Genomic DNA, 14,058 nt, shown 5'->3' with positions numbered 1-14,058 from the left:
TGCCTTATTTAATGGCAGGCCATCTAACCTTTGAATTTGAATCGGAGGTAAGAGACATGACACAAAGCCAAAAAATCACAGTTACTAACGGTGCTCTTAACGTACCAAACAATCCAATCGTTCCTTATATTGAGGGAGACGGAATCGGTCCTGACATCTGGGCTGCAGCATCCCGCGTTTTAGACGCAGCAGTTGAAAAAGCTTACAATGGCGAAAAGAAAATCGAATGGAAAGAAGTTTTAGCTGGACAAAAAGCATTTGACCAAACGGGCGAATGGCTTCCACAAGAAACTCTTGATGTCATTAACGAATATCTAATTGCTATTAAAGGACCTCTTACAACTCCAATCGGCGGCGGTATCCGTTCATTGAACGTTGCTTTGCGTCAAGTTTTGGATTTATTCGTATGTCTTCGTCCAGTACGTTACTTTGAAGGTGTACCTTCACCAGTTAAACGTCCAGAAGACACTGACATGGTCATCTTCCGTGAAAACACTGAAGACATCTATGCTGGTATCGAATATGCAAAAGGTTCTGACGAAGCTAAGAAATTGATCGATTTCCTGCAAAATGAATTCGGTGTTACAAACATCCGTTTCCCTGAAACTTCAGGTATCGGAATCAAACCGATTTCCGAAGAAGGAACAAAACGTCTTGTTCGCTCTGCACTTAACTATGCGATCAAAGAAGGCCGTAAGTCATTAACGCTTGTTCATAAAGGTAACATCATGAAATTCACGGAAGGTGCATTCAAAACTTGGGGTTATGAAGTTGCAGAACAAGAATTCGCCGATAAAGTGTTCACATGGAACCAATATGACAAAATTAAAGATGCTGAAGGCACTGAAGCTGCTAACAAAGCACAATCCGCTGCTGAAGCTGAAGGCAAAATCATCGTTAAGGATTCCATTGCTGATATCTTCTTACAACAAATCCTGACTCGTCCTAAAGAGTTTGATGTTGTTGCAACAATGAACTTGAACGGAGATTACATTTCTGATGCATTAGCTGCACAAGTTGGCGGAATCGGTATCGCTCCAGGAGCAAACATCAACTACGAAACTGGACATGCCATCTTCGAAGCAACTCACGGAACGGCTCCTAAATATGCTGGTCTTGATAAAGTTAACCCATCTTCAGTTCTTCTTTCAGGCGTTCTTTTACTTGAGCACCTTGGCTGGAACGAAGCTGCAAACAGCATCACGAAATCAGTGGAACAAACAATCGCTTCTAAAGTTGTTACATACGACTTTGCCCGCCTAATGGAAGGTGCAACAGAAGTTAAATGTTCTGAGTTCGCAGACGAGCTTATTAAAAACCTTAAATAATTCATTGTATGCTTTCTGGAAAAGTGCCTGAACGGGCTGCTTTTCCAGGAGGCTTATATATATTTTCAAGAGAATGTTAAAAGTATTCCAAAAGTATTTATATATTTTAAGGAGGAAATAACATGTCTAAACGTAAAAAAATCACAGTGGTAGGTGCCGGATTCACTGGCGCTACAGCAGCATTCCTGGCAGCTCAAAAAGAACTTGGTGATATCGTTTTGGTTGATATTCCGCAAGCTGAAAACCCTACAAAAGGTAAAGCCCTTGATATGGCGGAAGCAGGACCTGTTCTAGGTTTCGATGCTAATATCACCGGTACATCCGACTATGCAGAAACTGCTGATTCCGACGTAGTGATCATCACAGCCGGAATTGCCCGTAAGCCCGGCATGAGCCGTGACGACTTAGTTCAAACTAACCAAAAGGTCATGAAATCAGTAACAAAAGAAGTAGTTAAATATTCCCCTAATACAACAATCATCGTTTTGACTAACCCTGTAGATGCAATGACTTACACTGTATACAAAGAATCTGGTTTCCCTAAAGAACGCGTTATCGGTCAATCAGGTGTACTTGATACAGCTCGTTTCCGCACTTTCGTAGCTCAAGAATTAAACTTATCCGTTAAAGATGTAACTGGTTTCGTACTTGGCGGACACGGAGACGATATGGTACCTCTAGTGCGTTACTCTTATGCAGGCGGAATTCCTTTGGAAACATTGATCCCTCAAGATCGTTTAGAAGCAATAGTAGCTCGTACCCGCACTGGCGGCGGAGAAATCGTAAACCTTCTTGGAAACGGAAGCGCATATTATGCACCAGCTGCATCTCTTGTGGAAATGGCTGAAGCAATACTTAAAGACCAACGTCGCGTTCTTCCATCCATCGCTTATCTTGAAGGTGAATACGGCTTTGAAGGTATTTACCTAGGAGTGCCGACTGTACTTGGTGCAAACGGTATTGAACAAATCATCGAACTTGATTTGACTGAAGATGAAAAGGCTGCACTTTCGAAATCAGTCGAATCAGTTAAAGCTGTTATGCAAGTCCTTCAATAAGAGAGATTATCTATAGACTGCCCGGATATTGGAATAACAGGCCAAGGCCTTTTCCGACTCCGGGCAGTTTTTTAATCCGCTTCAAAAGAATTCTGTAACTTATAATCTCCCTGCTGAAGATAGGAATAACTTTATTTCAGTTTTTTTTATGTGTAATTTTCATATAATATTCTTTATAATGGAATTGGATGAGTAGACCAAGGAATTGGTCTTTTGGGTAATACATAATTCAGGAGGATCTAATGTCAAAGAAAATTCTCGTAGTGGATGATGAGCAATCAATAGTTACCTTACTTCAGTACAATTTAGAACAATCAGGCTATACGGTTATCACAGCTTTGGATGGAGAACAAGGGCTGGAGGCTGCCGTGGATATACGCCCCGATTTAGTGGTATTGGATTTGATGCTGCCTAAAATGGACGGGCTTGAAGTATGTAAGCAGCTTCGCCAGCAAAAAATCAATATACCGATCTTGATGCTGACAGCTAAGGACGATGAATTTGACAAGGTGCTGGGACTGGAACTAGGTGCGGATGATTACTTGACCAAGCCATTTAGTCCCAGGGAGGTAGTGGCCCGGATTAAAGCCATTTTAAGAAGATCCCAGTTGCAATCGAACGGAAGTGAGTCAAGTCAGGATCAGGAAGATGGTCTCTTGAAATTAGGGGAATTGAAAGTGTTCCCGGAACGGTACGAAGCATTCTTTGATGAACAGCAATTAGAATTGACTCCAAAGGAATTTGAATTACTTTTATACTTGGCGAAGAATAAAGGAAGAGTACTGACCAGGGATCAACTGCTCAGTGCGGTATGGAATTATGATTTCGCGGGAGACTCACGGATCGTCGATGTCCATATCAGCCATCTTCGTGAAAAAATAGAGAAAGATACAAAAAAACCTCTCTATATTAAAACGATAAGGGGCTTGGGGTATAAGCTTGAGGAGCCTAAAAAAGAATGACGACCTATCGTAAAAAGCTCTTATATACCCTCATCACATTGGTGATGGTCGTCCTGATGGCCGTGGGCTTTTTATTAGGACACTTGTTCAAAAGTTATTATATTAAAACGTTCAATGAGCGTATACAGAACGAAACATTTTTCATTTCTACATATATTCAGGAGCATGGCGGAATCGAGTCCTTTTTGGAAAAAGGGAAGACGGCAAAATTGACACCCCTTTTAGATTCGAATTTAACCATTCTCTCCAAGAGTGGGGAAATATTATACGATTCCACATCATCCAATGAAATACTTAAAAGCCACGCTAATGTCCTTCGCAAAATAACATTGGAAAAAGGGCTTAAGCATGGGGAAGGGTATGAAGTGGTCGAAGGGGAATCGGACCTCCATTATTATTGGAAGACGGTTGAAAAGGACGGCGAAATTGAAGGCTTTGTCGTCCATAGCAATGAAATAGAGGCCATCCATCAAGTGAATAAACAAATGTGGCAAATATTGATCATTTGTTTAGGGGTTGCCTTGATCATCATTCTCATGCTTGCGAGCAAAATCACTTCATATTATACCCGTCCGATCGAAGAGGCGACGATGGCAGCCATTGAATTGGCAAAAGGGAATTACGGAACCCGGACATTCGGGCGGCATTCCGATGAAACGGGAATGCTGACAACTTCCTTGAACATATTGGCGAGGAACCTTCAGGAAACAGAGGTAGCGAGGGAAATGAATCAGGATCGTTTGGAAGCGCTTGTTGAAAATATCGGTAGTGGAGTCTTGCTGATAGACAGTAAAGGGTATACGACCTTAATCAACCGGGAATTCAAGAAAAGCTTCCATGTGAACGCCGCTACGTTTTTGTTTCAGGAATATTATTCGGTCATTAAAGATCAGGAAGTGATAGCCATCATCGAAGAGATCTTTCGAACGGAAAAAACGATAAAACGACAGGTGAAGATACCGCTTGCCATAGAACGTAAGCATTTTGAGATTTACGGGGCTCCCATTATCGGGAATCATGATGAATGGAAGGGGATCCTCCTCATTTTTCATGATATCACCGAATTGAAAAGGCTCGAGCAGATGCGAAAGGATTTCGTCGCTAATGTGTCCCATGAATTGAGGACTCCGATCACATCCATTAAAGGTTTTTCTGAAACATTGTTAGATGGCGCACTAAAAGACGAAAAGACCCTAAAGCACTTTTTATCGATTATCCTGAAAGAAAGTGACCGGCTGCAAGAACTCATTCAGGAGCTTCTGAATTTATCCAAAATGGAGCAACAGGAATTCGTTTTAAACGCAGGGGTCGTGGATATTACCAAAGTGCTTGGCGAAATACAAGAGATGCTTATAGGCAAGCTGAAGGAAAAAGAAGTATCCCTGGAAATTAAAACATCACCGGAACCAGTATTCATTGAAGGGGAATCTGACAGGATCAAACAGGTTTTCATCAATTTGATTACGAACGCATTGACCTATACACCAAATGGCGGCAGGGTCAGCGTTGATATCATTGAAAATGAACAGACGGTCGATATTGCAGTTCAAGACAGCGGGATCGGCATCGAAGAAAAAGAACTGCCAAGGATCTTTGAACGATTTTACCGAATTGATAAGGCGAGGAGCCGCGATTCTGGAGGAACGGGCATTGGACTGGCAATCGTCAAGCATATAATTGAAGTCCATAAAGGTAAAATCAACGTCGAAAGCATACCTGGAACAGGGACGACTTTTACAGTCACTTTAAATAAAAGCTTAAAAGGGAAAATGTAGCGGGTTTCTTATTTACAAGTCCTTTACAATTCCTTAAAACGGACTTCATAATGAAGGGGTACAATGGTTGTACAACCCCTCATCCAAGGAGTTAAACATTGACAGAGACATAGTCTCTGTTTGATTTTTTTGTATAAGTTCAATCTAAATTTTAAAGCAAAGATAATCGGAACAGGTGAGCGAAACTCCTGTAGGAATAGCCCGTCCAAGGAGTCCCCTTAAGCGCAAAGGGCGGACCGGCCGCGGGAAAGCGAGTGCCCAACGTTCCAATTGTACAAAACCCTTAAAAACTTTAGACAGAGACATAGTCTCTGTCTTTTAATTTTGGCTATATTCCCCGGGAACCATTCCTCTTTCCTATTTTTCTAGGAAAATATTTGATTTTCATGAAACTTTAGGCCCTTTCTTGCGTAAATAAGATATAACTGCAAAGAAGGGGTGATACATATCGTTAGCTTAAAAAGGATATATACGATCACAGGTCTTGTCTTTCTTATTTTAATTTTAGGTGTAGTTGCGATATCGACCTGGTACACGGTTGATGAATCCGATCAAGCTGTCATAATGACGTTTGGTAAAGTGGAGGAGACGATAACGGAACCAGGACTTCACTTTAAACTGCCTTGGCCCATTCAATCGGTCGAGAAATTATCTAAAGAAACATTCAGTCTTAAATTTGGATATAAAGAAGAGGATGGAGAGGTGACGAATTACCCGAGTGAAACCAAAATGATTACGGGTGATGAAAATATTGTCCTTGCCGACCTAGTGGTTCAGTGGAAAATCACCGACCCTCCAAAATATCTATACAATGCAGATGACCCGGAAAAAATTTTATATGATACGACTTCAGCTGCATTACGGAGCATTATCGGCAGCACGAAAATCGATGATGCCCTTACATCTGGAAAAGCGCAAATCGAAGCGGATGTACGCGATTTATTGTCACAGCTAATGGAGAAATATGATGTCGGGATTTCCATATCTGCGGTTAAACTCCAGGACGTGGAGTTACCGAATGAAGAAGTGCGGAAAGCATTTACCAATGTAACGGATGCCCGGGAAACGGCGAATACGAAAATCAACGAAGCGGATAAATATGAAAATAAGCGTATGAATGAAGCGGAAGGGGAAAAAGATGCCCTCATTTCTCAGGCTAATGGGGATAAAGCTGCCCGTACGGAAGCTGCCCGCGGGGATGTAGCGGTCTTTGAAAAATTACTCAGTGAGTATAAGGGCAATAAGGGGATTACGAAGGACCGCCTTATTATTGAGACCCTTGAGGAAGTATTGCCGAATGCAGAGATTTATATTATGAATGATGATGGAAACACAATGAAGTACTTGCCGCTTCGCTCGCTTGAAAAGGAGGAAACGAAAAAAACTCCTGCCCCTGATGAAGCCGCTATACCTGAAGAAGAAACGAAAAAAGGGAATGGATCGGAAGAAAAAGCGACAGGGGAAGGGGGCGCTAAACAATGAGCGGAAAAATAGTAGATTTCTCTGAACTCAAAAAAAGTAATTTTCATTGGAGGGGCTATGTGAGATTCGGCATTTTCCTGATTATTATCATCGCGCTGCTGCTAATCATCTTCACCAATGTATATATCGTCAAAGAGGGAGAATATAAAGTCGTCCGCCAATTCGGTGAGGTGGTAAGGATCGATAAGACCCCGGGATTGAAAGCGAAGGTGCCATTCATTCAGAGTGTCGTGACATTGCCGAAGTATCAGATGAGTTCTGATGTTTCAGAAGCGGAAATCAATACGAAAGATAAAAAGCGGATGCTGATTGACAACTATGCCGTTTGGAGAATAGAAGATCCGAAGAAATTGATTACAAATGCAAGGACACTTGAGAATGCTGAAACGAAAATGGAAGAGTTCATCTATTCGGCAGTTCGTTCGGAGCTGGGCCAGCTGAATTATGATGAGATCATCAATGATGAGAAGTCATCCAGGGGAAGTTTAAACGACCGCATAACCGAAAAAGTCAACGATCTGCTGCAAAAGGACAGTTATGGCATAAGCTTGACGGATGTCCGGATAAAGCGGACTGACCTGCCCGCCGAAAACGAAGCGTCTGTCTTCAAGAGGATGATTTCAGAGCGGGAATCGAAAGCGCAAGAATACCTTTCCAAAGGTGATGCGAAGAAAAACCGGATCATTGCGGATACTGATAGGAAAGTGAAAGAATTGCTCTCTACTGCAGAGGCTGATGCAGAAGTGATCAGGGCTGAAGGAGAAGGGGAAGCAGCGAAAATCTATAATAAGTCGTTTTCCAAAGATCCCGAATTCTATAAACTATACCGGACTCTAGAATCCTACAAAAAAACGATCGGAGATCAAACTGTAATCGTTCTTCCTTCGGATTCCCCATATGCCAGCTTGTTAATGGGAAATACTAAATAACCTTGATGCCGTCATTTTTCTTTCCGCTTCTACTCATGGTAGAATAGAGAAGGAAAATGAACGGCTTTTTGCGTTTTTATATAGAAGCTATAACTACATAAACCTGTATGACTGGAGGAAGACGGATTTGGATAAAAAGCTAGTACTAATAGATGGAAACAGCATAGCATACCGTGCATTTTTTGCGCTTCCGCTCTTGAATAATGATAAGGGGGTCCATACCAATTCCGTGTACGGATTCACCATGATGCTCAACCGCATTCTTGAAGAAGAAAAGCCAACGCACATACTTGTGGCATTCGATGCGGGTAAAACGACATTCAGACATGCATCATTTAAAGAATATAAGGGAGGGCGCCAAAAAACGCCGCCAGAATTATCGGAGCAATTCCCGTTCATTCGCGAGCTGCTTGATTGTTTTCAAATAAAAAGGTATGAATTGGAGAACTACGAAGCCGATGATATTATCGGTACGCTTTCTTTGCAAGCGGAAAAAGATGGTTTTGAAGTGAAGGTCATTTCCGGTGATAAGGATTTAACGCAATTATCCTCCCCTAGTACGACGGTTTCCATCACGAAAAAGGGGATTACTGAAATTGAGGAATACACTCCAAAGCATATACATGAAAAATACGGTCTTTCCCCTTTGCAAATCATTGATTTAAAAGGGCTGATGGGAGATGCCTCTGACAATATTCCCGGTATTCCGGGAGTTGGTGAAAAGACTGCCCTTAAATTATTGCATCAATTTGAAACAGTTGAAAACCTTTTGCAGTCGATTGATGAGGTAAGCGGACAGAAATTGAAAGAGAAAATAGAAGAACATAAAGACTTGGCCCTATTAAGCAAAGAGTTGGCTACAATAACGAGGGAAGCGCCGCTTGAAGTTTCCGTAAACGAGACTGAGTATACTGGCATGGATCAGGATCGAGTCATCTCATTCTATAAAGAGCTTGGCTTTTCGACTTTGCTCGATAAATTGGATGTAACGGAAAGTGCGCCGCTTGAACAGGAGAAGATTGAGGTTCACTCGGCTGAAATGACAGAAGGAATGTTTGCCGATGAAAGTGCTTTGTATGTTGAAATTTTAGAAGATAATTATCATCGTGCCGATATAATAGGGATCGCCATCAGTAATGAACAAGGTCATTTTTACTTCCATGGAGATGATGCCCTGAATTCCGGGACCTTTAAATCCTGGGCAGAGGATGAAACAAAAAAGAAAACGGTTTTCGATGCGAAGCGTACGGTTGTGGCACTTCGCCATCGAGGAGTCGAAATAAAAGGCATCGATTTTGATGTGTTTTTGGCATCCTATATCCTGGATCCGGCAGAGTCAGTGGACGAAGTGGCTGAAATCACGAAAACTCAAGGTGCTATCCGCCTTGAAACGGATGATGTTTTTTATGGAAAAGGTGCAAAACGCAAAATACCTGAGGAAGCGGAATTGAGGGAGCATATCGCCAGAAAAGCGAAGGCGATTTCGTCCCTGAAAGAACCGATGATCGATAAACTGCAAGAGTTCGAGCAATTTCACCTATTTACGGAACTGGAGCTGCCACTATCGATAATCCTGGCCAATATGGAATGGCAGGGAATCAAGGTGGATATAGACCGACTGAAAAACATGGGACAGGAATTAGCCATTCGCTTAAGAAACATCGAGGCACGAATTTTTGATTTGGCTGGTGAGGCGTTCAATATCAATTCACCTAAACAGCTTGGGGCCATCCTGTTTGAAAAGTTGGAGCTTCCTGTCATGAAGAAAACCAAAACAGGTTATTCGACGTCAGCCGATGTGCTGGAAAAACTGGAGAGCAAGCATGATATCGTTAAGGAGATACTATTGTATCGCCAGCTTGGTAAGTTGCAATCCACTTATATTGAGGGGTTGCTTAAGGTGGTCAATGGCAAAACGGACAAGGTGCACACCCGGTTTAACCAAGCATTGACCCAGACCGGCCGGTTAAGCTCAACAGATCCCAATCTTCAGAATATCCCGATCAGACTGGAAGAAGGAAGGAAAATCAGGCAGGCCTTCATTCCTTCCGAAAAGGATTGGATCATTTTTGCTGCCGACTACTCCCAGATCGAATTGCGCGTTCTGGCGCATATCGCCAATGACAGCGGATTGGTGGAAGCATTCCAGGCCGGGATGGACATCCATACAAAGACAGCCATGGATGTGTTCCATGTATCGGCAGAGGAAGTCACTTCGAACATGAGGCGCCATGCCAAAGCGGTCAACTTCGGAATCGTTTATGGTATAAGTGATTACGGGCTATCGCAAAGTCTTGGCATCACAAGAAAAGAAGCTGGAGAGTTCATCGAGAAGTATTTAAGAAGCTTTCCTGGTGTTCAGGAATATATGGAAGAAAGCATACATGAGGCCCGTCAAAAAGGATATAGCACGACTCTGATGCAAAGAAGGCGCTATATACCTGAGATAACAAGCAGGAATTTCAACATAAGGAGCTTTGCCGAACGGACAGCAATGAACACGCCGATTCAGGGCAGCGCCGCGGATATCATCAAGCTTGCCATGATAAACATGAATAAGCGCCTGAAAAGTGAAGGGCTTAAAACGAGAATGCTTCTTCAGGTGCATGATGAATTGATTTTTGAAACCCCTCCTGAGGAACTGGAAATCCTTAAAGTGATCGTTCCGGAGGAAATGGAAAGTGCCATTGAATTGAACGTGCCCCTTAAAGTGGACTATGCTTTCGGGCCAACATGGTTTGATGCCAAATAATAAAAGATAGGTGATTGCAATGCCAGAACTTCCAGAAGTGGAAACAGTCAGAAGAACGTTAGAGCAGCTCGTACTCGGAAAAGAGATCAAGGAAGTGTCCGTCTTTTGGCCAAAGATCATTAAAGCGCCTGAACCTGTCGAACAGTTTCAAGATGCTTTAAGGGGACAGACGATAAGGGGAATAGGCCGTCGGGGCAAGTTCCTCATTTTCACCTTGGATGATTATTCGATGGTTTCGCATTTAAGAATGGAAGGGAAATACGGCGTGCATCCAAAAGAAGAGCCGTATGATAAGCATACCCATGTGATCTTCACATTCACTGATGGCAGTGAACTTCGGTACAGGGATGTCCGGAAATTCGGAACGATGCATCTATTTGCCAAAGGGGAAGAACTGGATCGGCTTCCCCTTTTGCATTTAGGGCCGGAACCTTTGTCTGAAGATTTTACTGTCGAGGGGCTAAGTAGGAAGCTGGCAAGAACCAACAGAAAAATCAAGCCCGTTCTCCTTGATCAAACGGTTGTCGTCGGGATTGGGAATATATATGTGGATGAGTCGTTATTCCGCTCCCGTATTCATCCAGAGAGAATCGCTTCTTCACTTTCATTGCAGGAAATCAAGACGTTGCATGGAGAAATCATTGCGACTTTAGGGGAAGCTGTGGAAAAAGGCGGAAGTACGATTCGTTCATACATTAATTCCCAAGGGCAAATCGGCATGTTTCAGTTGGAATTGAATGTTTATGGACGAAAGGGCGAGAACTGCAAAACATGCGGCACGCCCCTTGAGAAACTGGTTGTTGCAGGACGCGGTACACATATTTGCCCGTTATGCCAGCCGCTTAAATAGGTAATGTTTTTTCAAACACATCGGATGGGCTCCTTCCATATACTAGGGTAGCAACGAGTAGGGAAGGAGTAATATTCCGATGTGGCTACAAATTATTTTTCTTGCTTTTGCAGTTAGTATTGACGGATTTGGCGTAGGTTTGACATTCGGTATGCGGAAGATGAAAATCCCCTTAAGGTCAATAGCGGTCATCTCATTTTGCTCTGCATTGAGTTTAGGTATAGCGATGGTCATCGGACAATTCATCAGTCAGCTCATATCTATCGGGGCGGCTGAAAAAACGGGTGGCATCATCCTCATTTTTCTTGGTGCCTGGATGGTATACCAGTATTTTAAGCCTGAAAAAGATTTGAAAGATGATAGATATCATGAAAAGATCATTTTTAATTTTGAAATTAAATCACTTGGGGTAGTCATTAATATTTTACAAAAACCATTGAATGCCGATTTTGATAAATCAGGTACGATTACAGGTGTTGAAGCGCTTGTTCTCGGGTTTGCACTTTCGCTGGATGCGTTCGGGGCTGGAGTTGGAGCGGCTATGATCGGGATTTCACCGATCATCCTCGCAGGGTGCATCGCTGTTATGAGTTCGATTTTCATTTGGAGCGGAATTCAAAGCGGAAAATTGCTTTCAAATAATAAAGTTGTCCAGCATTTGACCTTTCTTCCAGGTGTACTATTGATTATCATCGGTTTATTCAAGTTATGATAAGGTTAAAAGGGGGAGCTTATGGGACAAATCATCGGAATCACCGGAGGCATTGCCAGTGGGAAAAGCACGGTCAGCCTCTATTTACAGGAACTCGGATTCACGATTGTCGATGCAGATCTGGCTTCCCGTGCTGTCGTTGAGCCAGGTGAAGAAGCCTATCACCAAGTTGTGAAGGCATTTGGAGAAGATATCTTATTGACGGATGGGAATATAGATCGCGTAAAGCTTGGGTCGATCATATTTAATGATCAAGAAAAGAGATTGCTATTGAATGGCATCGTGCATCCTGCCGTCAGGAATTGGATGCGGGTGAAAACGGAAGCGGCACTATCATCAGGAGAAGAAACGGTGTTCATGGATATTCCGCTCCTATTCGAAAGCAAGCTGACATTCATGGTGGATAAGACGCTTTTGATTTATGTGGATGAGCAAGTTCAATTGCAGCGATTAATGAACAGGAATGGTCTTTCGGAGACGGAGGCACTTGCCAGGATCAATTCGCAAATGCCCTTGGCCGATAAAAAGGCTTTAGCGGATGCCGTCATCGATAATAATGGTGACATTAATGAAACGAAGCGGCAAGTGAAGGCCATACTAAGCGAATGGTATGTCATATAATCATGATAAAAAGAAGAAACCGCCCGGTTTCTTCTTTTTATGTTGAAAAAATAAGAACAATCCGCATTTTTATTAGCACAATTCCTCTGAATTATGTTATACTAATTACATGTGAAGGGTAATAAGTATAACACTAATATTTCTGGAGGGTCCGAACAATGAATTCAAGAATAGCGATTAACGGATTTGGGAGAATTGGAAGAATGGTTTTCCGAAAAGCCATATTAGATGAGAGTTTGGACATTGTTGCCATAAATGCAAGCTATCCAGCTGAAACTTTAGCACACTTACTAAAATATGATACGATACATGGTAAATTCGACGGTATCATTATAGCTGAAGATGATTCACTAGTAGTGAATGGCCGCCGAGTAAAACTAATAAATAACCGCGATCCAAAGCTATTGCCTTGGAAAGAGATGAACATAGATATTGTAATTGAAGCCACTGGCAAATTCAATGATCGTTCTAAAGCGGCTCTTCATTTAGACGCAGGGGCAAAAAGAGTTATATTATCAGCGCCGGGTAAAAATGAAGACGTTACCATTGTAATGGGAGTGAATCAGGAGGTGCTGGAAATTGACAAGCATTTCGTCATATCCAATGCATCTTGTACAACGAACTGCCTTGGACCTGTTGCAAAAGTGCTTGATGAAAAATTCGGCATAAACAACGGTTTAATGACAACGATACATTCTTATACAAATGATCAAAATAATATCGATAACCCGCACAAAGACTTGAGACGTGCCCGTGCCGCTGCGGAAAGCATGATTCCTACGACTACAGGAGCTGCAAAAGCCATCTCACTAGTGTTGCCGCAATTAAAAGGCAAGCTTCATGGAATGGCGATACGCGTACCGACACCAAACGTATCTTTAGTCGATCTTGTTGTGGATTTAAACCGTGACGTAACGATTGAAGAAGTGAACCAAGCCTTCATCGATGCTTCAGAAAATGAACTCAAAGGAATCATGGAATTCACGATGGAACCTTTAGTTTCCAGTGATTTCAAAACGAATCCACACTCTGCAATCATCGATGGATTGACGACGATGATGATCGGGGACAGGAAAGTGAAGGTCCTTGCTTGGTATGATAATGAGTGGGGTTACTCCAACCGTGTAGTGGACCTTGTAAAATTGGTTGGCTCCGAGTTGAAAAAAATGTCCGAAGTCGAATTATCAGTAAAATAAAATGAAAAAACCGAGCCTGCTAAAATTTTTTAGCGGGCTATTTTTGATTTTTTATCGGATTTGAAGCAGTTATAGAGAATGGTGACCTAACGCATACCATACTTTTCTTTTGCATCTGCTCCTGGTTTTCCAACTTTCTCATCACTAGTTCAACTAGAAGCTCTAAGATATGATTATCATGCGTATTTCCGGGTGTTACTATCGTCCCTAAAACAAATCCATTGCGTATGATGCCGTATGAAACGAATAGGCAAACTTATTTTGTTCGTTCATCATTCACATAATAGTAGCTACTCTCAGTATCAGTTGAACTGCCCTTAATCTCCTTGGTTTCTTCCTTAAATAGACTGTAGGTAAAAGAGTTCTATCTTACTGTTAAAACAAAGTTGATTG

11 protein-coding genes and 1 pseudogene are annotated in these 14,058 nt (G+C 42.3%); 11 read left to right on the top strand and 1 reads right to left on the bottom strand.

The features are described 5' to 3' along the window. Positions 1 to 11 precede the first annotated feature (11 nt). The 11 genes from icd (at position 12) to ACYP5M_RS10065 (ending at position 13,665) form a co-directional block, all read left to right on the top strand. The gene (gene icd / locus ACYP5M_RS10115; RefSeq protein WP_402940129.1) at positions 12 to 1,328 is read left to right on the top strand and encodes an NADP-dependent isocitrate dehydrogenase; all 1,317 of its coding nucleotides are present in this window, start codon (positions 12 to 14) and stop codon (positions 1,326 to 1,328) included. Between the two features lie 122 nt (positions 1,329 to 1,450). Next, positions 1,451 to 2,386, top strand: coding sequence for a malate dehydrogenase (gene mdh, locus ACYP5M_RS10110; protein ID WP_101222904.1), 936 nt, complete (start codon positions 1,451 to 1,453; stop codon positions 2,384 to 2,386). 242 nt (positions 2,387 to 2,628) lie between these two features. Next, positions 2,629 to 3,348: a response regulator transcription factor gene (locus ACYP5M_RS10105; protein WP_101222903.1), complete on the top strand. Its 720-nt coding sequence runs from the start codon at positions 2,629 to 2,631 to the stop codon at positions 3,346 to 3,348. Continuing rightward, a complete protein-coding gene (pnpS, locus tag ACYP5M_RS10100) occupies positions 3,345 to 5,123 on the top strand; it encodes a two-component system histidine kinase PnpS (RefSeq protein WP_230176755.1) in 1,779 nt (592 codons plus the stop codon). The genes ACYP5M_RS10105 and pnpS overlap by 4 nt, the downstream gene beginning before the upstream one ends. 447 nt (positions 5,124 to 5,570) lie before the next feature. Then, positions 5,571 to 6,605: an FtsH protease activity modulator HflK gene (gene hflK / locus ACYP5M_RS10095; RefSeq protein ID WP_230176855.1), complete on the top strand. Its 1,035-nt coding sequence runs from the start codon at positions 5,571 to 5,573 to the stop codon at positions 6,603 to 6,605. Then, positions 6,602 to 7,534: a protease modulator HflC gene (gene hflC / locus ACYP5M_RS10090; protein ID WP_459735001.1), complete on the top strand. Its 933-nt coding sequence runs from the start codon at positions 6,602 to 6,604 to the stop codon at positions 7,532 to 7,534. Before hflK ends, hflC begins: the two co-directional genes overlap by 4 nt. A 127-nt stretch (positions 7,535 to 7,661) precedes the next feature. After that, positions 7,662 to 10,286: a DNA polymerase I gene (gene polA / locus ACYP5M_RS10085; RefSeq protein ID WP_434167527.1), complete on the top strand. Its 2,625-nt coding sequence runs from the start codon at positions 7,662 to 7,664 to the stop codon at positions 10,284 to 10,286. A gap of 19 nt (positions 10,287 to 10,305) precedes the next feature. Continuing rightward, positions 10,306 to 11,136, top strand: coding sequence for a DNA-formamidopyrimidine glycosylase (gene mutM, locus ACYP5M_RS10080; RefSeq protein WP_230176758.1), 831 nt, complete (start codon positions 10,306 to 10,308; stop codon positions 11,134 to 11,136). 79 nt (positions 11,137 to 11,215) lie between these two features. Further along, positions 11,216 to 11,848: a sporulation membrane protein YtaF gene (gene ytaF / locus ACYP5M_RS10075; protein WP_034309090.1), complete on the top strand. Its 633-nt coding sequence runs from the start codon at positions 11,216 to 11,218 to the stop codon at positions 11,846 to 11,848. Positions 11,849 to 11,869: 21 nt separating this feature from the next. After that, positions 11,870 to 12,469 carry a dephospho-CoA kinase gene (gene coaE / locus ACYP5M_RS10070; RefSeq protein WP_452444565.1) on the top strand — a complete coding sequence of 200 codons (600 nt, stop codon included), beginning with the start codon at positions 11,870 to 11,872 and terminating at the stop codon, positions 12,467 to 12,469. A 158-nt stretch (positions 12,470 to 12,627) separates the two neighbouring features. Continuing rightward, entirely contained in the window at positions 12,628 to 13,665 is a 1,038-nt protein-coding gene (locus ACYP5M_RS10065) for a glyceraldehyde-3-phosphate dehydrogenase (RefSeq protein WP_034309085.1), read from the top strand. A 127-nt stretch (positions 13,666 to 13,792) separates the two neighbouring features. Here ACYP5M_RS10065 and ACYP5M_RS10060 read toward each other — a convergent pair. After that, positions 13,793 to 14,005, bottom strand: a pseudogene (locus tag ACYP5M_RS10060) (IS5/IS1182 family transposase); the annotation flags it as partial. Between the last annotated feature and the right edge of the window lie 53 nt (positions 14,006 to 14,058).

The sequence above is a fragment of the Peribacillus sp. N1 genome, assembly GCF_054600815.1.
The sequence above is the reverse complement of the archived record's forward strand: the minus strand, read 5'-3'. Positions and strand labels throughout refer to the sequence as shown.